This window comes from Candidatus Moraniibacteriota bacterium (assembly GCA_028688415.1).
GTDB lineage: Bacteria > Patescibacteriota > Minisyncoccia > Moranbacterales > UBA1568 > UBA1568.
The window spans coordinates 792,161-812,552 of the sequence record JAQTYF010000001.1 but is presented as its reverse complement, the minus strand read 5'-3'; the positions used below and the strand labels follow the sequence as shown (position 1 = coordinate 812,552).

Sequence of the window (20,392 nt, the reverse complement as noted above, 5' to 3'; positions counted from 1 at the left end):
TATGCTTATCCTTACTGACAAGCCGACTCACAAAGTAATCACTGATCTAAAAAGTCTTGATCCTCTTCTCAAAAAAATGTTTGAGAATTTATTTTTCTACGAACTTGGAAATTTTCAATCCATGGAATTTTTTATCGTGAAAGATAATACTCGTATTCTTTGTGATGGGAAAATTCTTTCATGCTTTGATAGTGTTTATATAAAACGTGCCGGGAAATACCAACCCATCGCCACTCTTGTCGCACTCTACCTCCAAAAAAGGAATATTCCCTTTGTCGATACTCATCATGTTTTTGGTTCTATCAATGGAAAACTTTCCCAAATGTTTGTTCTCGCAGAAAATGGACTTCCTGTTCCGAAAACATATTTTTCACCTTCTTACAACAAAGAAAAATTACTTCGTGCTGAAAAATTTCTCAAACTCCCTCTTGTTGCTAAAAAAATACTTTCTCGACAAGGCAAAGGAGTATTTCTTATACGCACTAGAGAAGAACTTCTTTCCCTTCTCGATCATAGTGACATTGAGAAACTTATTCTTCAAGAGTTTATTCCTAATCAATCAGATTTTCGTATATTTATCACCGGGAATGTTGTCGGTGCACTCGAAGAGCGTACACGAAAAATTGACGAGGACTTTCGAAACAACGCGAGTCTCGGCGGAACAGAAACCTATTCTGACCCAAGAAAAATTTCATCACCGCTTCGGACACTCGCACTAAAAGCATCAAGAATTTTACATATTGAGGTTGCTGGCGTAGATATTGTTATTTCTTCAAAAAATAAAAAGATGTACCTCTTTGAAGTAAATCGCTCTCCTGGATTCACACCAGAAGATCCGCAATCAACAGAAATTATTTCTCTCTTCAACTACTTATGCCAAATAAAAAAATCCTCATCTACTTCACAAAAAAAGAAGTAGCAACCGACCCATACGCTCATATTCCCGATCGTAGAGAAATTTATTGGTCTCTTTTTCATGAAGGAAGATCACGAGGGCTCGATATGTATCTCGGAGTAAAACCTACCATTCATCACGGTGGAATGGAATTTGAAAATATACTCTTTTTTACCGGGGAACAATTTGAGTTCCAAGAAAAGAAAGTTCTTTTTGATGCCATTTTTGATCGAAGCATACGAAAAGACTTCCCAACACCTGACATTGATCATAAAACACTCAATTCTCTCGCCTTCAAAAAACTTGCCAACAATAAAGATCTCACCTATGAGCTCCTCAAAGAATACATGCCAAAAACCTTTCCCATCTCTTCAAAACAGGACCTTGAAACTGCTCGGCTATTATTCCATCCGCAAGAAATGGCAGTATTCAAACCAGTAGACGGGTTTGGCGGAAAGGGAGTTATTATTACCGAAGCAGAGAACATCACTTCTGCTCTTCTTGTGCCAGACAAAAAGTTTATTCTTCAGAAATTTGTTGATACGAGTAATGGTGTGCCAAATATCATTTCTGGACGCCACGACCTCCGTATTATAATAATAAACAGTACGCCTATACTGCTCCAGGCACGTGAACCAAAAAAAGGAGAGCTTCGCGCGAATATAAGTCAGGGTGGCCAATGTTTTGAATTTTCGTATGAGGATGCTCCTGTTGCGCTTCGGTCTATTGTAAGTAAAGTCCACCCTCTGATTGATGCTGCATTTTCTTCTCCTTTTTATTCAATAGATTTTGGAATCGATCGAGATGGCACTCCTTATATTTTTGAAATAAACGATCAAATAGGGTTCAAAGGCTCAATCACCGGAGAAAATCGGAGAAAATTTTGTAAAAATTTTATTGATTCCCTTGAAAAGAGATCTTCTTTGTAAGACATTGTTCATCTCCATGAATTCAATAGGAAATTCTATGGATGTATATTTACAGAGAAGACGATTCTCTATTTTTCAAGCGACTGAAGTTGTTCGTCAGTAATATTCAACTGATCAAGAATCCAAATATGACGTGGGTTGGAAGGATCATATTTTCCCACATCCCACCTGCTCATTTCTGGAGTATTTTTAGCAACAGATTCCCATATTGCTATATTTCCTTCACGATAAATAATGTCTTTCGTAAAACAAATTCCCGGAGTCTGAGAATTCGTCCCGCGGAATGTCCTCACACATCTTCCCCAGGCAGAAGTCTCGGCTTTTTTTTCAGATTCTTCTCTTGGCATACCTTTCAGCATATTCTGAAGATGGTAATATTTTTTTAAAATTTCAAAAGTTTGTCGAAAATCACGAGGATGGCCGTCAACCCCAGTAGCAAGACTGATAGCAAAATGCCCATCAAATCCAGAAAAGTCCTTTACCTCTCCTTCGAGGACTTGTTCTCTCAGTCCTGTTATACCTTCTTCTCCTGCTTCATAACGATCAAATCCCAAACCAAGCATCTTGAGTTTCGTTCTCTCCCCGCGAATTCTTCTAGCGGCGTGTGTTCCAATTTCGTGTGCTATCAGACCCTTGAGGGCACGGAGAGAAAGTTTTTTATTTTCAGGGATTTCTACAGACTTTTTTTCTTGGTTGACACTTATACCACTCTTATTTGGATTAATCACTACTATCCAACCTTCAGAAGATAACTCTTGGAGCGCACCTTCAAAAAGCACCTTAATCTCTTCCGCAGAAAATTCTTGATCCGAGTCAACATTGATATTCACTAAGTCACCGACACTTTCCAATGTTGATTCTCTTGCTACAGCTTGAACTTCCCTTGAAGGAATAGTCACAGAAAAAGCATCTTTTATGGAAAATAGTGAGGCAAACTCACTACCAAGTACTCGAATTTCCTCATTTTCACTTTCGTCTGCTTTTTTCATAATTTGTCTTACTCTTCCTAAAGAGTAAGCAAAGATTTCAGGTGATGGTTTTCCGTAGATGAATTCTGAGTATCGTTTGAATTTCCTCTGATCGCCAGTGGCGGCTGCCTTGAGCAAACGATTTTCAGCAATCTTCTCATTCAGCTTCCACCAATATACTTGTTTTACCACCTCATTCTCCTCCTCATTAAGGATCAACTCTTTCAGACGAAGAAGATCTCCCTCGCGACTTGCTATATTTTCAAGGTTCAGCAAAGGGTAGTCAAGCTCTGGATTTTCTTTTTCTCCAGCGAGAAATGTTTGTTTTTCTCTTTCTCTTGTTTGTTTATCACCATCAAAATATTCGTAAGCCTGAAAACTGCCAATTTTTTCAAACTGAGAATACCATTGCGTATCGAGTGCCTCTTCTTTTGGTTTAGGTTTTACTTCAGCTGGATTTTCAAACATCTCTCTAAAAAAATAATTGATTCTCTATTTGCAATACTATCAAAATATACCTTCTGTAGCAAAAAAATCAAATTTTCAAATCAAATCCACTCCTTGTCTTTTCATCTGTTTTATGCTATACAATAGAGATATCTCCCATATCTACTCTATGACTTTTTTTCGAAAAAGAAGACAAATATCGGGCATAGAAAAGCCAAAAACAAGGTTCTGGTCTTTTTTGTGGAAAGGTGTGCTTTTTTTCTCTATACTCGGTGTACTGATTGCTCTTGGTGGGTTTGTTTATATCGCTAAAGATCTCCCAAGTACTGGCATTATCAATAACCGTGTCGTTATTGAATCAACCAAAATCTATGATCGAAGTGGTGAGCATCTCCTCTATGATGTCCATGGAGAAGAAAAACGAACCGTTATTGACTTTGCTGACATGCCTGATGTCATCAAATACGCTACTATTAGCCTCGAGGATCAAGACTTTTATAATCATCATGGTATAAAAATTACTTCTATTTTTCGTTCTCTTTTTAAAGATATCATCAATCTCGGAAAAGCTCAGGGAGGATCAACTATTACACAACAGTTCGTTAAAAACTCCCTTCTGACAAATGAAAAGACGCTCTTAAGAAAAATTAAAGAGGTTATTCTTTCTATCGAACTCGAAACAAAGTTTTCTAAAGACGAAATTCTCGCTCTCTATCTCAATGAAATACCTTATGGGTCCAACGCTTATGGTGTTGAATCAGCATCTCAGACATTTTTCGGAAAACCTGCTCGAGAACTGACTCTCGACGAAGCCGCTCTCGTGGCGTCACTTCCTCAGGCTACGGCATATTATTCGCCTTACGGCTCTCATACGGATGCACTTATAGGACGAAAAATTTTTGCTCTCAAGACAATGGCGCGACTTGGCTATATCACCCAAGAACAAGCTACTGAGGCAATAGAAACAAATACGTTGAGCAAGATTAAAAATCAGAGAAATATTCTCGCTGCTCCTCATTTTGTGATGTATATAAAAGATATTCTCCAGCAAAAATACGGAGATAAGGCAGTCGAACAGGGTGGATATAAGGTTATTACAACTCTCGATTGGGAAAAACAACAAATTGCTGAGGAGGCTATCCGTGAATCTGCAGAAAAAAATAAAAAATGGAAAGCTGCAAATGCTGCTCTTGTGGCCATGGATCCGCTTACTGGTCAGATTCTCGCTATGGTAGGCTCGAAAGATTATTTTGGTACATCAGAGCCGGCAGGGTGTATCACAGGAAAGAACTGTACTTTTGAACCAAATTTCAATGTCGCTATTGCAAATCGACAACCTGGCTCTTCTTTTAAGCCCTATGTTTATCTCGCGGCATTTGAAAAAGGCTATCTTCCTGAGACTATTCTTTATGATACAAAGACACAGTTTGAAACAGCTGAAGGAAAAAGTTATGAACCAAACAATTATGATGGGAAATTTCATGGTCCGCTTCCAATAATGAAAGCTCTCGGGGGATCGCTCAACGTTCCTGCTGTCAAAACACTCTATCTCGTCGGCGTGAAGAATGCTATTGCCACCGCAAAAAACCTCGGCATTACAGGGCTCAATGATCCCTCGAAACTCGGCCTATCTCTTGTATTAGGAGGAGGAGAGGTTCGTCTCCTAGACCATGTAAATGCCTATAGTACTCTTGCAACAGGAGGTATCCGACACAACAAGGTCGCTATTTTGCGAATTGAAGATGCTAAAGGACAAAAAATTGAAGAATATACTCCTGATACAGGAGAGCGTGTTATCGAAGAAAAATATGTGGCCATGCTCGATTCCGTTCTTTCTAATAATAATAATCGGGAATGGGTTTTTGGCGCAAAATCACCCCTTCAATTTGATATTCGTTCGGTTGCTGCTAAAACAGGTACTACAAACGAATTTCGCGATGGATGGACGATTGGGTATACCCCCTCACTTGCTGTTGGTGTATGGGCAGGAAATAATGATAATAGCTCAATGCTTGAGGGGTCTGACGGTGTGAATGTCGCAGCTCCTATTTGGCGATACTTTCTTGATAAAGCTTTGGTAAATTATGCTCTAGAAAGTTTTCCTAAATATACTCCTGATGATGAAATTGGTGACGGAGAAGGAAAAACAAACAAACCAATGCTTTCAGGAAAAATTGAAAAAGAAAAGGATTTGAAGGTTTGTTCTATTCCGGGAGAAAAAAAGACGTATTGTCTTTCAAATAAATATTGTCCAGAAAGCGAACAAGATAAAAAAGATTTTACAAGTACCCATGATATTCTCTTTTATGTTGACAGAGAAGATCCTCGTGGACCAATTCCTGAAAAACCTGAAAATGATTCTCAATTTAAAAATTGGGAGAAAAGTGTGAAAGATTGGTATAAAGACCAAAAAGGATCTATTCTTGGCGCTCCACCAACAGATGAATGTAAAGAAAGTGATTTCAAAAAATATAGGGTAGATGTCAAACTTTCCACCCCAGATACCACAACATCAGCATCGCTCTCTCTTACAGCCTCTATTGATGCTCCTTATGGAGTAGAATCTGTCACCTACTCTATAAATGGATCTTCTGTAGGATCTACTGCTTCTGATCCTTATACAGTAGGATACACCATTCCTCTTGATAAAAATGCTTCTACTATTACTATTAGTGTTGAAGTAAAGGATAAAAATGGCAACACTGATACTGATAGTAAAAATATGAGTGTCAGCTTCTAAAAACAACCTCTTTTCTTTTTTCACATAAAAACCCTCTACTGTAGAGGGTTTTTATAATTCCTCGTGAGCCCAAAAAATAAAGATTTACTTTTATTTGGGGTGAGTAATGGAGTTTCAAGCGCCGTGACAGCACTTATATTTGTTGTGTAATTTTTATCTCTTTTACTACTTCATTACCCGACATTTCATTGATTCTCCGAGTAATATGTTCTTTCATAAGATAAACCTCATTTGCCCACAAAGAACTTCGTGGAGAAAGAAAGAGTTTTTTTTCTTTATAAAAACTCGGTATAATATTTTCTCCACCACGAACGCCATATTCTTCAATTAAAATACGTTTTGCAATATGAAAAATTGTTTTTTCATCTATTTCCACAACAACAGAAGAAGAGCGTTTTCTTGGAAGAAGATCTTTAAGATTTCTCATAATATGCTTTGTAAGAAGGGTCTTCTATTTACGAATAGGCATTACAATATAGAGATAATTTTCTGTAAGAAGGGTATTTTTTGTATCTGAGATTCTTAATTCTACTGGTGTTGATTTATCATTTGCAGAGAAAAGAATTTTTTCACTTCCAAGAGCACTTATTCCCTCTAAAAGATATCGTGGATTAAAGATAATGGTGAGTGGTTCAATATTATCTTTTATTATCTCTATAGGAAGAATAGCTTTATTTGTACCTATTTCTTGAGATTCTGATGAAACAACACATTGTTTCTCTTTTGATTGAAGATGAAGAGTAATTTCACTTGAATTATAGGAAGAAAAACTACTTGCTATTTTCAATGCTCTTTGTAGTGATTCTTTTTCAAAAACAGCTTGAAATTGGAAATTTTTTGGAATAATCTGCTTATAATCTGGATATTTACCATTAATAATCCTTGATATAATTTGAACGCCATCTATTTCAAAAAATATTTGATTTTCTTTGAGAGCAATTTTTACATCTTTACTTTCTGGGGTAATAATATGAATAATTTCATGAAGGGTATTTCCTGGAATGATAAGCGATTGATTGTTTGTAAGAAATGCATCATATTCACTTCCTTGGACCACAAGAGGAATAGTTTCTTCTGCGAGACGAAAACTATCTGTAGAAGCTAATTCTATATGGTCTTTATAAAAGAAAATATGCACACCAGTGAGCTCTAAACGTGCATTATTTACACTAATACAAAAGAGAAGTCGAGAAAGAGCTCTTTTTAATTCTTGAGCTGGAAACGAGAAAAAATATTCTTCCTTATATTCAGGAATAATAGGAAAATCTTTTCCATCTAACCCTTTTATTTTCGTCTGATAAGCTGTACTGATTATTTTCAACCCTTCAGTATCGCTTTCTAATTCAAGCACATCTCCAAGAGGAAGATTATGAATAAAGTTACTCAGTAATTTTGCTGGTATTGCTATTTTCCCTTCTTTTTCTATTTTTGCTCCAATATATCCTATAATACCGATTTCGAGATTTGTTGCAGATATTTTCAATCTGCCATTTTCTGTTTCAAGAAGAAAATTACTTAAAATTGGAAGTGTTGACTGTTTTCCAGCTACTTTCTCTAAATAAGAAATTATTCTATTGAGGTTTTCTTGTGTACAAATGAGTTTCATAAAGAGAGTGTATTAATGGTTATTATTTTTTAAATTTTAAAGACTTCATTATTACTATTAGTGGTGTGGATATCTGGATAACTTTGTTTTATGCTTTCTTTACAATCTTTTTAAGGAGAGTGGAAAAAGAGAATGAAGATGGAAAGTATATTATTTTTTAAAGAAAGAGAGAAAAAAGAAAAACAACTTCTTTTTATCCACAACAACTGAAATGTTATACAACAACTTTACACCATTTTTAGGTACTTATACACACTTATACATTATACCGGGTAATAGAGACGCTCTTTAAGTGTTTGTAACTCTTCTTTCAGTCGTGGGTGAAGGTCTTTGTTTTTTTGTATCTTTTCAAATGCATGAAGGGCTGTTGTATGATCTCTTCCTCCAAAAATATCTCCAATACTTGAAAAAGGAGTTTGAAGTTCTGTTCGTAACATATACATCATGACTTGCCGAGGATGAGCTATTTCTTTTTTACGTCCTTTTTTTACAAGATCTTCTTGAGTAATATTATAAAAAAGAGTAATAACACGGAAGATATCCTCTATTTGGATAGTTTTTTTATTATTTTCTATAAGTTGAGAAAGGATCTTTTCTGTATTTTCAAGTGTTGGAGAAAGTTTGTGAAACTCACAAAAAGCAATAACTCTGTTTAAAGCGCCTTCAAGTTCGCGAATATTTTGAGTGATATTTTGTGCAATAAAATGAATAGAAGGAGTATCCATAAGAAAAGACTTCTCAGCAATTTTTGATTCTAGAATAGCAACGCGTGTTTCGAAGTTTGGACGACTGATATCAGTGATCATTCCTCCTTCAAAACGAGACCTTAACCGTTCTTCGAGCGTAGGAATGGCCTTTGGAGGGCGATCGCTTGAGATAACAATTTGTTTATTAAGTTGATAGAGGGCATTAAAAATATGAAAGAATTCATTCTGTGTTTTTTCTCTTCCTGAGAGAAATTGAACATCATCAATAATAAGAAGATCCATCTGTTGATAATATTCTTTAAATTTATCAACCTTTTGATTTTTAATTGAATCAACAAGTTCTGTTGTAAATCGTTCAGAATTGATGTATTTAATCCTCTTTTCTGGAGAATTTTTCACGAGTTCATTGCCGATTGATTGGAGAAGATGTGTTTTTCCGAGCCCAACACCACCATAAATAAAAAGAGGATTGTAGGCCATACCAAGGTTTTGTGAAACAGCAAAACAAGCCGCTCGAGCAAGCTCGTTGTTTTCCGCAACAATAAAATTTTCAAAGGTATAGCGATTATTGAGATTTGTTTCATGAAAAGTAGGTGTAGAACTACCCGTCTCTGTAAAAAAAGGTTTTTCTATAATCTTTTTTCGTACAAAGCCAGTATTTTCCGGAGCTCGAACAGCATCAATATTTTTTTGAGGAGTTGAATAATTAACAGAAGAAATTATTTTTTCAGGAGCAATAATACAACGAATACTCTGTATATCACCACTTAGTTCTTTAAGTGCACGTAAAATAAAGAGATTGTATTTATTCTCAAGCCATTCCTTTGCAAAACCATTTGGAACGCCAATAGTAATAATACCGTCTTGATTACTGACAATATTCGTGTTTTTGAACCAGGTAATGAAATTTGCTTTTGAAATAGAAAGTTCCATTTGCCCTAAAACAGCTTTCCAGAGATCCTCGTTTGTCATAAATCAAAACCACCTAACTAGGGATAAAAAGAATGAATTAAAGTATATCACGCTTAGAACAAGAGGCAAAGAGGGGGAAAAAAGAAAGAGTGGATAAGTGGTGTATAACTCTGAAAAATCTCTCTAGAGAGGATATTTTTTATATAAAAAGACGAATAAAGAGAAAGAGAGAAAAAAAAGAGAAAAAGTGGCTTGGAGATTGACTTCCTTTCTTTTTCTGGTACAATAGAAAAATATCCAATTGACTAAGATGTAATGTTTATTATATGCCAAAGAGAACATATCAACCAAAAACACTCAAGCGTGCTCGTCGGCACGGTTTTCTCGAAAGAATGAATACCGTCGGAGGAAGAAAAGTTGTCGCTAACCGTCGTAGAGACGGTCGCAAGAAACTGACTGTAGCATAAAGTATGTTGAAAAAAGGTTTTTGTTTGCGAAAAAAAGAGGATTTTGAAAGAGTCTTTCGCTTCGGTAAGACTCTTTTTTTTGAAGGAATAGGCTGTCGTTATAAAAAAGATACTCCATCTTTTCATATCGGATTTTCTTTGAGTAAGAAATACCTCCCACTTGCCGTGGACCGAAATAGATTAAGGAGAAGATTGTCTGAAGCAGTGTATTCTTATAAGGAAAAATGGCCTAAAGAAGGAGATGTTGTGTTTTTTCTCACTCAAAAACAGTCCAAAGAAAGGCCATTTATAGAGATAAAAAAGAGAATAGAAGATCTTTTTCAGATACTGAATAAATAGTATTAAATAAAAAAAGAGTATGATGCATATTTTTGACATTTCTATCTATCAACCGCTCTACAATACCCTTATTTTCTTTTATAATGTCATTCCAGGCCATGACTTTGGCATCGCTATTATTTTGACGACCCTCGCGCTGAAATCGTTTCTTATACCGCTTTCTAAGAAGCAAATCGAATCTCAACGAAAGATGCAGGAATTGCAACCGAAAATCAAGGCCATTCAACAAAAATACAAAAACAACAAAGAACAACAAACAAAGGCACTTATGGCTTTTTATAAGGAAAATAATGCCAACCCTTTTTCTGGTTGTTTACCTCTTATTATTCAGCTCGTCTTTCTTATTGCTATTTATCGAGTGATTATCAATATTTCACAGAGCGGTTTTGTTGTGAATCCGACCGATCTCTATCGTTTTATACAAAATCCAGGAGAAATCAATCATCTCTCTCTCCATATACTCGATCTCACTAAACCAAGCTATATACTCGCTATTCTTTCTGCTTTAGCTCAATATTTCCAGACAAAAATGTTATTGCAGTCCCCTCTCTTACCGCCCAAAGAAGAGTCTTCTTCGTCAGAACCAGATTTTGCGAGTATAATGAATAAGCAGATGCTCTATCTGGGTCCTGGAATGACTTTCTTTATCGGAGTAACCTTTCCTGCGGCCCTCTCCCTTTACTGGCTCTTCTCGACTCTTTTTATGTTATTTCAACAAAAGGTTTTATTGAAAGTAAAAGAAGAAAAATAGTGTATGGAAAAAACCTATCAACAAATTATTGAAGAACTCCTGGAAGAATTGCTCAAAAAGCTTGATTTTGAAGCAAAAATTGAGGTTTCGGAACAAGAAACCGATTCAAAGAGTTTTTTTTGTCGTTTAACTGTTGAGAAAGATCAAAACTTTCTTATTGGTCAATATGGTACAAATCTGACCGCTATTCAACATATTTTACGCATTCTTCTCCGTAAGAAAATAACAGAAAAAATTCAGATTATTGTGGATGTGAATGATTATTTTCTTGAAAAAAAAGCATTGCTCGAGAAAGAAGCAAAGAAAGCGGAGGAAGAAGCTCTAAATACCAATATATCGGTTACTTTGCGTCCAATGCTTCCGTATGAACGTAAAATAGTGCACTCTTTTTTCGCAGACAACGATGAAGTAATAACAGAGAGTGTTGGAACAGGAGAAGCACGTAAAGTAGTGATTCATCCAAAAAAAGAAGGAAAGTAGATTTTTTGTTTTTTTCTACAATTAAAAAGAATACAATGGCTCTTGCGCGAAAAATCGCCTATAATGTCGTTCTCAATTCTTTCTTGAAGGTATTTTCCACAGTGGCTCTTTCTCTGTATTCAATTCGTTTGATTACGGGATACCTTGGACAAGATGGATTTGGTAAATATTCCACAGTGTTGGCCTTTTTTGCGTTTTTTTCCGCCATTGCAGACCTAGGCCTGAGCTCCGTGACTGCGCGTGAGATTTCAAGAGAAGGGGCTGATGAAAAAAACATTTTAAGTAAGGTGCTTTCTCTGCGATTAACCACTTCTTTGACTGTTTTCCTTCTCGCGCCTCTTTTAATTGTTTTCTTGCAGTATGAAAATGATTTGAAAACAGGGATTTTGATTGCAGCAGGAGCAATTCTCTTTTCTACTACGTCACTTTTCATGAATGGCATCTTCCAGAAGCGTCTCGCTATGGATAAAGTTGCTCTTATCGAGTTTCTTGGCAAAGTTTTTCAGGTAAGCCTCGTTTTCTTTGTTGTTCAGGCAGATCTCGGCTTTTTAGCTGTCACATCGACACTTCTCGCATCACTTTCTTTTAATGCTATTATTGTTTTTCTCCTGAGCCGGAGGTTTATTCGATTTTCTCCGAAGATTGATGTCGTGTTTTGGAAGAATTTTCTACGCGAGTCGTTGCCGATGGGAGCAACTGCCATCATTACCTTCACGTATTTCAAAATAGACACCATACTTCTTTCTTTACTTCAGAGTAATGCCGATGTAGGTATTTACAATGTTGCTTACAAGGTGATGGAAAATCTTATTTTCTTTCCTGCGATGCTTGTTGGCCTTATTCTTCCCCTTCTTTCGCGATTTATTTACACCAAGAGAAAGCATTTTGAGGAAATAGCGAATAAAACTTTCAAAGTTTTTTTCATTATCGTTGTTCCTATTGTTGTGGGTACGTGGTTTCTTTCAGATGATATCATTCGCATTGTTTCTGGAGAGGGTTTTATGGAGTCGGCACCAGTACTTCGAATATTGATTTTTTCTCTTGCCTGTATCTTTTTCGGAAACTTTTTCAATATGTTGCTTATCGTTGGGAATGCTCAAAAAAAACTTATGCAAACACTCTTTTTTGTCGCTCTTTTCAATATCTGTCTGAATTTCTTTCTTATTCCTCGCTTTTCCTATCACGGAGCAGCTTTCTCTTCGCTAGCCACAGAAATGCTTGTTGTTCTGGTGACAAGTTTTCTTGTATACAAACATGTTCAGTATCGCCCTTCCTTTGAGAATATCGGAAAAATTCTTCTGTCAGGAATGAGTATGTCTTTCATTCTTCTTTTTCTTTCCCCATATTCATTTTTCCTGGCTGGTTTTTCAGGAGTAGCTACGTATCTTATTATGCTTTGGCTTACTCGAGCCATCACAGCTAAAGAAGTGATGAATCTTTTTCAAAAAGGAGAGAAAAATGACTTTTCGTCTATCGAAAAAGGAGAAACAATAACCTTGTAGATAAAGAAAAAGTGTTCACATCAATACTTTTTTGACAAAAAATCGTGTATATTGTTGAAAAATATGTCTATAGAGCCAAAAGTGGCAATTATTGTTTTGAATTACAATGGAGCAGACTGTCTTCCTTCATGTTTGCGGTCACTTCATCAGCTTTCATATTCAAACAAAGAAATTATTGTGGTGGATAATCACTCTACCGATCACTCCTTTAGACAAGTAAAACAACAATTTCCACAATGTATTTTTATTGAAAATAAGGAAAATCTCGGTTTTTCCAAAGGAATGAATGTCGGTATAAAGGAGGCGCTTTCCTGTGGAGCAGAATATTGTCTCTTGTTTAATTATGATGCAGAAATCGATTCAGAAGCACTTTCTCTTCTTGTTTCTGCTGGAGAAAAACATTCCCATGCTGGTTTACTGAGCCCAGTTGTTTATGAAGAAGAAAAGAAGAAAATATGGTTTGCTCAAGGAAGAGTGCTTTTTTCCCGAATGAGGGCCATACATACGAAACCTTCTTTAACAGAACAAAACAAAGACACATATACAAGCAACTTTCTTACTGGTTGCGCTCTCCTTATAAAAAAAGAGCTTATTGAAAAAATAGGATTTCTCGACGAGTGTTTTTTTCTCTACTATGAGGATGTAGACTACTCTTTTCGTGCAAGAGAAGCTGGTTTTGACCTCCTTGTCGTTTCAGGAGCAAAAGTCTATCATAGGGAGAAAAGTAATGAAAATCCTCAAAAAGTGTACTTCCTTGTCCTTTCCGGACTGATTTTTTTTCAGAAACACACCCCTTTTTTCCTTCGACCGCACATAGCTCTTTATGTTAGAATACGAAGAGCGAAAAATTTGTTTGATAGAAAAGTGTGGAAAACTCCTGCTTCAGAACAAGTATATCGTGCCTATAACGATTTTTTCAATGAATACCCGACCGCTTATTTCTCTTATCTTCGTCAATTATCAGAGCGTTTACTATCTAAAATCCGCTCTGGAAAGCATCTTTTCTTTTGAAAAAGAATCAAACCTTTTTGAAATTATTGTTGTTAATAATGACAAAAAAGAAGAGTTGTCTCTGAAGAAACTTCAAAAACGATTTCCGTTCATTCTGAAAGAAAATGAGTGTAACAATGGTTTCGGTGCGGGGAATAACAGAGGCGCACAAGAAGCACAAGGAGATATTCTTGGATTTATCAATCCCGATGTTCTCTGGATCAAAAAATCTCTCCACGAGATACGAACTCTTTTTATAGAACAAGAAAATATAGGTGTTCTTGGTATGATGCTTGTAGATGAAAAAAATCAAGAAGAACCGTGGGGATGTGGATATGAACCGACATTACACCGTCTTTTCTGGAACAATATTACACCCAAGCATCAGAATCGGTGGCAAAAATCTGGACTTTCTTTCCCTGATTGGGTGAGTGGTTGCGGACTCTTTATTCGAAAAGATCTTTTCTTTTATAGAAAAGGCTTTGATGAACAATTCTTTCTTTATTTCGAAGACGTAGATCTTTGTAAGAAAGTGCGTGAAGGAGGATTTTTGGTTGCGCGACAAACCAACCTCCCCCTTCTCCATTTTGGTGGAAAAAGCACTCATTCGAAAGAAAAACAGAAAAATCAATTTTATATCTCACAAAAAAAATATTACAAAAAACACCGACCTTTGTGGGAAAACATCGTTCTTTTTTGTTTGCACTCTCTTTTTCGGCACAAAACATCATAGATATGCTCAAAAAACTCACATTTTTCTTCCTTTTCTTCCTTCCGTTCCAATTTGCTCTCCATCCAACAGATGGGATAGATTTGCCGATAATACGAATATTCGCCACCATCCTTTTTCTTTTTTGGTGTGTACAAGGTTTAGTGAAAAAACATATTTCTTTGCCGAGCCCGAGTACCCTATTCTTTTTTCTTGCTTTCCTCTTCTGGGCTATTGCATCGATATTTTGGGCAGAAAAAAGTGAATGGGCAATACGCAAGATCCTTTTTCTTCTCTCCTTCTTCCCACTTTTTTTAGTATTTGCTGATTTATTGCAAGAAAAAGTGTTTCGAGAAAAAGCTGCCAGATACATTGCTTTCGGAGTATTGCTTTCCGCGAGCCTTTCTCTCATTTTGTTTTGTATGCAATTTGTCTTTGGTGTCGAAAAAGTATTTGCTTTTTTAGTGAAGTCGGTACTCCCTTTTTTTCTTGGACCGAATTTTGGCGCCGTAGTAGCGGAATACCCGAGTCTTCTTGTGAATATCTCTGGAAGAACGGTCTTGCGAGCCACTGGTTTTTTTCCCGACCCACACATGTTTTCTTTTTTTCTCGGAATGTCACTCTTTCTTATTCTGTTTGTTGCGGAGAAATCAGTAGGGAAAATACGACACCTTTTTGTGCTAGGAGCAATCATCGTTCTGATCGCTGATCTACTCACTTTTTCGCGAGGCGGATATATCGGACTCATTGTCGGACTGAGTGCATTTTCTTTCCCCTTTCTTTTTCGGTATATAAAAAAGAGAAAATCATTTTTCTTTGCAAGTAGTATTGTATTACTTTTCGGTACAATAGTATTATTGAGTCCTATTGGCACACGTCTTTTCTCGAGTTTCTCCCAAACAGATGCATCAAACAAAGAAAGGCTTCGTTTGTGGGAGATGACTGCTGATTTTGTAGGAGAACATCCTCTTCTTGGGAGTGGTCTCGGGAATTACCCGCTCACTGTCAAGCCGACAGCTACATACCGAGAACCAATCTATGCTCATAATACCTATCTCGATGTAGCGGGAGAATTGGGACTTCCTGGACTTTTTTTCTTCGAAGGACTCCTCTTTCTTGGTATTGTTTCTGCTTGGAGGAGGTGGTATAAAAAAGGAGAAACATTGTTTTTGGCAGTATTTTCCTCTCTTCTTCTTTTTTCATCACATGCCATTTTCGAAACGCCTCTTTTTTCGGTACATATTCTTCCCCTCCTTCTCTTTTTCTTGGCACTTGGAGTGTATAGTAAAGAGAAAACCCAAGAAAGCACATAAAGAAATCATTTAAAGTTTAATAATAAGAGAAGAGACTTCATATATGTTCAAAGAAAAGTTTTTTATTCAGACGTGTCTCGCTCTAAGCATTCTCTTGCTTCCTATAGCACATTTCAAAACAATTCTCTTTGGAATACCTCTGTACAGCGTTGAAATGCCTGTAGGAGTGGCTTTGATGATATATTTGTATGGATGTATCAAAAAAGTATTTTATCCTCTCAGAAACGCCACAGAAAGCAAAGCGCTCTTTGTTGGTATAGTGCTTTTTTGTGGAGGGGCCATTCTCTCGTTTGTTGCAAATCCATTTTCGTGGACAGGACTCGGAATGATCAAAACATGGTTTCTTGTCCCGACTCTCTTCGTGTGGCTATGGACAGAAACAAAGCCAGAAAAGAAACATATTGATACAATGCTTTTTCTCTGGCTTGGTGTCATCGCTTCCGTTTCTTTGCTTGCTCTCGAATATTTTTTCCAAGGAGAAATGACTTTTGACAACCGTCTTTCTGCCTGGTATGCATCCCCAAACTATCTCGCTTTCTTTCTGGCTCCCGGAATACTTTTGGTGCACTATTTTTTCTTTCACCCGATTTTTGTTAACAAAAAATGGAGTAAGAGAATGATGATTGGTGTTTTTTTCTCTTTACTCTTCGTACTCTTTCATACCCATTCATATGCAGTGTGGATGAGTATACTTCTTGCAGAGGGCCTCTTTTTCTTTTTAAAGAGAACACAAAATACTCCTGCGACACAGGAAAAACAAATAGTGTTTTTCCTTCTCTTTTTTCTCTTCACATTTCTCTTTTTTGAGTCAGGCAGTGAAAAGTGGCAAGCACTGACTTCTTTTCACGAGAGATCCTCACTTGCTTCACGAATAATGATATGGAAGGTTTCAGCAACAGCTATTGCGGAGAATCCTGTCTTTGGTATCGGTATCGGACGTTTTCAGGAAGTGTACCTTTCTTACCAATCGCACTTTCCATTGTATCTTGAATGGGCGGTACCACAACCACATAACTTGTATATGGCGCTTTGGCTTCAAACAGGAATTATCGGTCTTTTTAGCTTTCTTTTTCTTGTTTTTGTCTGGATCAAAAAGATGCTTTCTTTTGGAAAAAATGTGCATCACGCTGATGATATACAAAAAAGAAGTGCTCTTTTTGTAGCACTCCTTTCTTTTTTTCTGGTTCTCGGTTTTGTAGACACTCCGTTTTTCAAGACCGATCTTGCATTCATCTTCTGGATTATTTTTGGTCTCGGTATGAGTCTAATAAAGAAAGAGAAGATCCTTTTATAGAATAAAAATATTTTTTGTTTTGAAATACTTTCTCACAAGCAACCTCTCTGGGTAGCCATTCATTTGCCCCAGCGGGCAAACTCTTTGCGTGAACTTTTTTTCATCCGACGAAGCGTCGGAACCATGCTGAAAAAAATTTCAAGCCTCCCAGAAAGATTCTTGTGAAAAAGTTTCTTATGCAACAGAAAATATCCCTTGTATTTAAAGCTCTATGCGGTAGAGGCGTTTGGTGACTCGATCGGTAAAGAAAAGCGTACTTTCATCTGGAGAAAGAAGGAGGTTGGTGCTATCGAAATTCTGCACGACTTCTTTGAGTTCTGTGAGACGTGTTTTCTTTCCATTGCTCATATCAAGTTTCCAAAAAGTATCTTTCGTATGAAGAGATTTTTCGAAATAATCGTTTGGAAGGACGGCATTTTCTGGAATCGATCCAGGTAAGGCAAAATAGATAGTCTTATTGTCTTTGGACCAAACCACTTTGGAAATCAGAGTTGGAGTAGCGAGACTCTGAAATTCTCCACCATTGGCATTCATACTGCCTAGGAACATCCCCTTCCCTCCTTTTTCACTACTCGTGCTCACGAGGACTTTCTCACCGTTCGGAGACCAGAGGTAATCCGCTCCAAACTTCTCTGAAAGGAGTGTTTTTCGGCTCTCCCCAGTAATACCAACACTTTCGAAAGAAGTGGCTTCAAAAGCGTTTGGTCTGCTCCAAAACGAGATACTCGCACTCTGAGGAATAGGGGCGATGTATGTGTCGCGACTAACATCCACTATTTTCTTCCAGGCGGTGCCGTCAGGACGAGCGGTATTGAGAGTTCTTTTTCCAGTAGTGAAATCAGTGTATTGGTACAAGAGGGTGTCGCCGAGATTATTCCAAGCAATGCGTGATATCTCTGCCTTGAGAGGGATGAGTGTTTTGGTAGCGATATCGACAGAATACCAGAAACTTTCTCCAGTGGATTGTTTGAGAAAAAGGAGAACGCGGTCTTTCTTGGGTGACCAGAGAATACGTGTCGGTGTCCCAGGGAGATTGCTCAGAAGGACTGTTTTATCCTTCCCTTCCAGAGTTGCTTTTTTCAGCGCTTGATCGTCAAGTGAATAGTAGAAGAGAAATCCATCCAAAGAAATACTGACATCAGAGACGTCTTCATTGAGAAAAGGAGAAATGCTTATGGAAAGAGGCTTTTCTTCCGTAAATGGTTCTTTATTTGTCAAAGTTTTTCCGTCGATAGCAACAGTCGGATCATTGACGTTATTTTTGAAGACAAAATTATAGGCTCCCAGAAAAATGAGAACCAAAAAAAGAAGACCGAGAGAAAAGTAAAAAACTTTTTTCATAGCAATATTTAGGGGGTGAATACAATGTGAAAATGGGGTGCAGGTTCTTTATAGCCACAATTAAATGCCACTGCCTGTTCTGATGCTATCGCGCAGATTTTTGTAATATGCACACCAGCAAGGTTTCCTTTGTTCGTAAGAAAACTTTTCAAACATGGTGAATTGGTTACGTCAACTATCGGTAGTCCTGCACCATGTGAAACGTGGCCGGGCTCAGTGCCTCCAGTAACTCTGAAATCAGAGCATCCTGAAGTGTTTTTCAGCTGGATAATATGAGTAATTGTGGATGCTGGAATATTACCAAGACTTGTTGTTGGTTCCGGACTATTTACGTTTATTCCCGCACTGGATAATTGGGCTCTCGCTTCTGCATCAGTCAAACCTCCTGTTATAGCAGAAGGTGCCGTCATTTCTCTGGCAACTCCTGGTGAGACAGGCGTTGCAGAAAGACCATTGATTGAGACATTGACTAAATCAGGGTTAATGACATTCAAAAGGACCCAAGAAGAAAGAGCAATGACGAGACCAATAAGAGCATCAAATATGATGCCTTTGGCCGTTCCCATCGAGGAAGTATTTCCGGCACTCGTGAGATACATAAACCCGCCTATCGAAATCATGAGCACAGCAGAAAGTGTGACAACAGCAAGACCAACATTGTAGATAGCAATGATATATTTTGGAAGATCACTCCCGTCAGTACTTGCAAATCCAGGGATTTTTTCAAGCAGTGTATATTGCAATCCTGCAGATGTCGCTTGGTCAACAAAGAGAACGGTGCTGACAGAAAAAAGAAGAAAGAAAAATACGATAAAAAAGTTTTTATTTTTATACATACGAAAATTTATTTTTTGAAAAGAAAGCTCTCATAATTATATCATACTTTTTCTTTTCTCAAACAAAAAACTCCTCAAAAAATAATGAGGAGTTTTTGGTGTATAAAGAGAATTAAAAATCCCAACTTCCGTTCATACTACTTGACTGCGTATAATTCACTACGGTGGTCTCAAAGAAATTGCCCTTATCACCATTTGGATCTTGCAATCGATCGAGATGTTTGTAAGGATTGGAAACGGCATTCGGATAGAGTGGACCGATACCGAGCATCGCGAGGCGATTGTTCGCGAGCCAGTGAGTATAGTCCCTGGTTGTTTCACTGTTTATACCAGGAATACGATTGCCGAGAATGTGTTTCCCCCATTCTATTTCTTGATCGACTGCCGTCGACATCATTTTGATGATCAACTTTTCATCGTAAAGTTCTGGAAACTCCTTCTTAATTTCGCGAATAATATTCGCGAAAATGGTGATATGAGTGAGTTCATCACGGCGTATATAAGCAATCATCCGTCCTGTGGCGAGCATTTTCATTCTGTCGACGAGTGTGTCAAAAAATGCAAATCCATTGTAGAAATAGACAGATTCAAGAAGAAAATTGGCAACAACACCGCGGAAGAAGTTTTTGTCCGAGGGCTTATTGATAAAATCCTCGTAGATTTTCCCAATGTATTTGTTGCGATCGAGAAGGATCTTGTCTGTACGCCAGAAATAATAGATCTCGTCGCGTTCCTTGCTCTCGACGACGGATTCGAGGATGGTTGCATATGACTGAGAATGAATAGCTTCCTGGTAGGCCTGGATAGAAAGGATGAGATTGACTTCTGGAGAAGTGATATAGTCGGAGAAATGAGGGAGATTGACGGTTTGGAGAGAGTCGAGAAAGATGAGAAACGAGAGAATACCTTTGTATGCCCGCTGTTCTTCTTCTCCAAGATCGGTATGAAATGTTCGTGCATCGTCTTTGAGTCCAGATACTTTTTCGGGTACCCAGAAGTTTCCGATCATCACTTGATAGAGGGATTTGGCCCAAGGGTATTTGGTTGCGTTGAGATTGAACAATCCCGTTGTTGCTCCTTTGATGATAGTTCTTTTCTCGACATCATCGTTCCCTTTTGGATTGAAAAGGAGGTTTCTTTTCATTTCTTCAGTCATAGATAATTGA

At 37.4% G+C, this 20,392-nt stretch carries 19 protein-coding genes; 12 read left to right on the top strand and 7 right to left on the bottom strand.

Annotated features, from left to right (window positions below; genetic code table 11):
- Nucleotide 1: 1 nt before the first annotated feature.
- Both PHH40_03940 and PHH40_03935 read left to right on the top strand, forming a co-directional pair.
- On the top strand, nucleotides 2-919 hold the full coding sequence (locus tag PHH40_03940; GenBank protein MDD2766879.1) for an ATP-grasp domain-containing protein: 918 nt from the start codon (nucleotides 2-4) through the stop codon (nucleotides 917-919).
- The gene (locus tag PHH40_03935) at nucleotides 874-1,824 is read left to right on the top strand and encodes an ATP-grasp domain-containing protein (GenBank protein MDD2766878.1); all 951 of its coding nucleotides are present in this window, start codon (nucleotides 874-876) and stop codon (nucleotides 1,822-1,824) included. The genes PHH40_03940 and PHH40_03935 overlap by 46 nt, the downstream gene beginning before the upstream one ends.
- 68 nt (nucleotides 1,825-1,892) lie before the next feature.
- On the opposite strand, the gene PHH40_03930 is transcribed toward PHH40_03935, so the two are convergent.
- The gene (locus PHH40_03930) at nucleotides 1,893-3,260 is read right to left on the bottom strand and encodes a DUF1704 domain-containing protein (protein MDD2766877.1); all 1,368 of its coding nucleotides are present in this window, start codon (nucleotides 3,258-3,260) and stop codon (nucleotides 1,893-1,895) included.
- Nucleotides 3,261-3,408: 148 nt separating this feature from the next.
- On the opposite strand from PHH40_03930, the gene PHH40_03925 reads away from it, so the two are divergent.
- Nucleotides 3,409-5,979, top strand: coding sequence for a transglycosylase domain-containing protein (locus tag PHH40_03925; protein MDD2766876.1), 2,571 nt, complete (start codon nucleotides 3,409-3,411; stop codon nucleotides 5,977-5,979).
- A gap of 133 nt (nucleotides 5,980-6,112) precedes the next feature.
- Here the strand turns inward: PHH40_03925 and PHH40_03920 are convergent, their stop codons facing one another.
- The 3 genes from PHH40_03920 to dnaA form a co-directional block, all read right to left on the bottom strand.
- Nucleotides 6,113-6,406 (bottom strand): DciA family protein, encoded by a 294-nt coding sequence (locus PHH40_03920; GenBank protein ID MDD2766875.1) that lies wholly within the window; start codon nucleotides 6,404-6,406, stop codon nucleotides 6,113-6,115.
- A 24-nt stretch (nucleotides 6,407-6,430) separates the two neighbouring features.
- Nucleotides 6,431-7,585, bottom strand: coding sequence for a DNA polymerase III subunit beta (gene dnaN, locus PHH40_03915; GenBank protein MDD2766874.1), 1,155 nt, complete (start codon nucleotides 7,583-7,585; stop codon nucleotides 6,431-6,433).
- Between the two features lie 263 nt (nucleotides 7,586-7,848).
- Nucleotides 7,849-9,264, bottom strand: a complete 1,416-nt coding sequence (gene dnaA, locus PHH40_03910) for a chromosomal replication initiator protein DnaA (protein MDD2766873.1) — start codon at nucleotides 9,262-9,264, stop codon at nucleotides 7,849-7,851.
- Between the two features lie 266 nt (nucleotides 9,265-9,530).
- Here dnaA and rpmH point away from each other — a divergent pair, with 266 nt between their 5' ends.
- From rpmH to PHH40_03865, 9 genes are all read left to right on the top strand, one after another.
- The gene (gene rpmH / locus PHH40_03905) at nucleotides 9,531-9,671 is read left to right on the top strand and encodes a 50S ribosomal protein L34 (GenBank protein MDD2766872.1); all 141 of its coding nucleotides are present in this window, start codon (nucleotides 9,531-9,533) and stop codon (nucleotides 9,669-9,671) included.
- Nucleotides 9,672-9,674: 3 nt separating this feature from the next.
- Nucleotides 9,675-10,010, top strand: a complete 336-nt coding sequence (gene rnpA, locus PHH40_03900; protein MDD2766871.1) for a ribonuclease P protein component — start codon at nucleotides 9,675-9,677, stop codon at nucleotides 10,008-10,010.
- Nucleotides 10,011-10,029: 19 nt separating this feature from the next.
- On the top strand, nucleotides 10,030-10,761 hold the full coding sequence (locus PHH40_03895) for a YidC/Oxa1 family membrane protein insertase (GenBank protein MDD2766870.1): 732 nt from the start codon (nucleotides 10,030-10,032) through the stop codon (nucleotides 10,759-10,761).
- Between the two features lie 3 nt (nucleotides 10,762-10,764).
- Nucleotides 10,765-11,241 (top strand): hypothetical protein, encoded by a 477-nt coding sequence (locus tag PHH40_03890; protein ID MDD2766869.1) that lies wholly within the window; start codon nucleotides 10,765-10,767, stop codon nucleotides 11,239-11,241.
- 35 nt (nucleotides 11,242-11,276) lie between these two features.
- On the top strand, nucleotides 11,277-12,743 hold the full coding sequence (locus PHH40_03885; protein MDD2766868.1) for a flippase: 1,467 nt from the start codon (nucleotides 11,277-11,279) through the stop codon (nucleotides 12,741-12,743).
- Nucleotides 12,744-12,806: 63 nt separating this feature from the next.
- Nucleotides 12,807-13,754, top strand: coding sequence for a glycosyltransferase family 2 protein (locus tag PHH40_03880; GenBank protein ID MDD2766867.1), 948 nt, complete (start codon nucleotides 12,807-12,809; stop codon nucleotides 13,752-13,754).
- On the top strand, nucleotides 13,663-14,466 hold the full coding sequence (locus PHH40_03875) for a glycosyltransferase family 2 protein (protein MDD2766866.1): 804 nt from the start codon (nucleotides 13,663-13,665) through the stop codon (nucleotides 14,464-14,466). The genes PHH40_03880 and PHH40_03875 overlap by 92 nt, the downstream gene beginning before the upstream one ends.
- A 2-nt stretch (nucleotides 14,467-14,468) precedes the next feature.
- On the top strand, nucleotides 14,469-15,755 hold the full coding sequence (locus PHH40_03870) for an O-antigen ligase family protein (GenBank protein ID MDD2766865.1): 1,287 nt from the start codon (nucleotides 14,469-14,471) through the stop codon (nucleotides 15,753-15,755).
- A 43-nt stretch (nucleotides 15,756-15,798) separates the two neighbouring features.
- Nucleotides 15,799-17,049, top strand: coding sequence for an O-antigen ligase family protein (locus PHH40_03865; GenBank protein ID MDD2766864.1), 1,251 nt, complete (start codon nucleotides 15,799-15,801; stop codon nucleotides 17,047-17,049).
- Between the two features lie 201 nt (nucleotides 17,050-17,250).
- Here PHH40_03865 and PHH40_03860 read toward each other — a convergent pair whose 3' ends face one another.
- The 3 genes from PHH40_03860 to PHH40_03850 form a co-directional block, all read right to left on the bottom strand.
- Nucleotides 17,251-18,390 (bottom strand): hypothetical protein, encoded by a 1,140-nt coding sequence (locus tag PHH40_03860; GenBank protein MDD2766863.1) that lies wholly within the window; start codon nucleotides 18,388-18,390, stop codon nucleotides 17,251-17,253.
- A gap of 8 nt (nucleotides 18,391-18,398) precedes the next feature.
- On the bottom strand, nucleotides 18,399-19,226 hold the full coding sequence (locus PHH40_03855; GenBank protein MDD2766862.1) for a hypothetical protein: 828 nt from the start codon (nucleotides 19,224-19,226) through the stop codon (nucleotides 18,399-18,401).
- 112 nt (nucleotides 19,227-19,338) lie between these two features.
- On the bottom strand, nucleotides 19,339-20,370 hold the full coding sequence (locus tag PHH40_03850) for a ribonucleotide-diphosphate reductase subunit beta (protein ID MDD2766861.1): 1,032 nt from the start codon (nucleotides 20,368-20,370) through the stop codon (nucleotides 19,339-19,341).
- Nucleotides 20,371-20,392 lie beyond the last annotated feature (22 nt).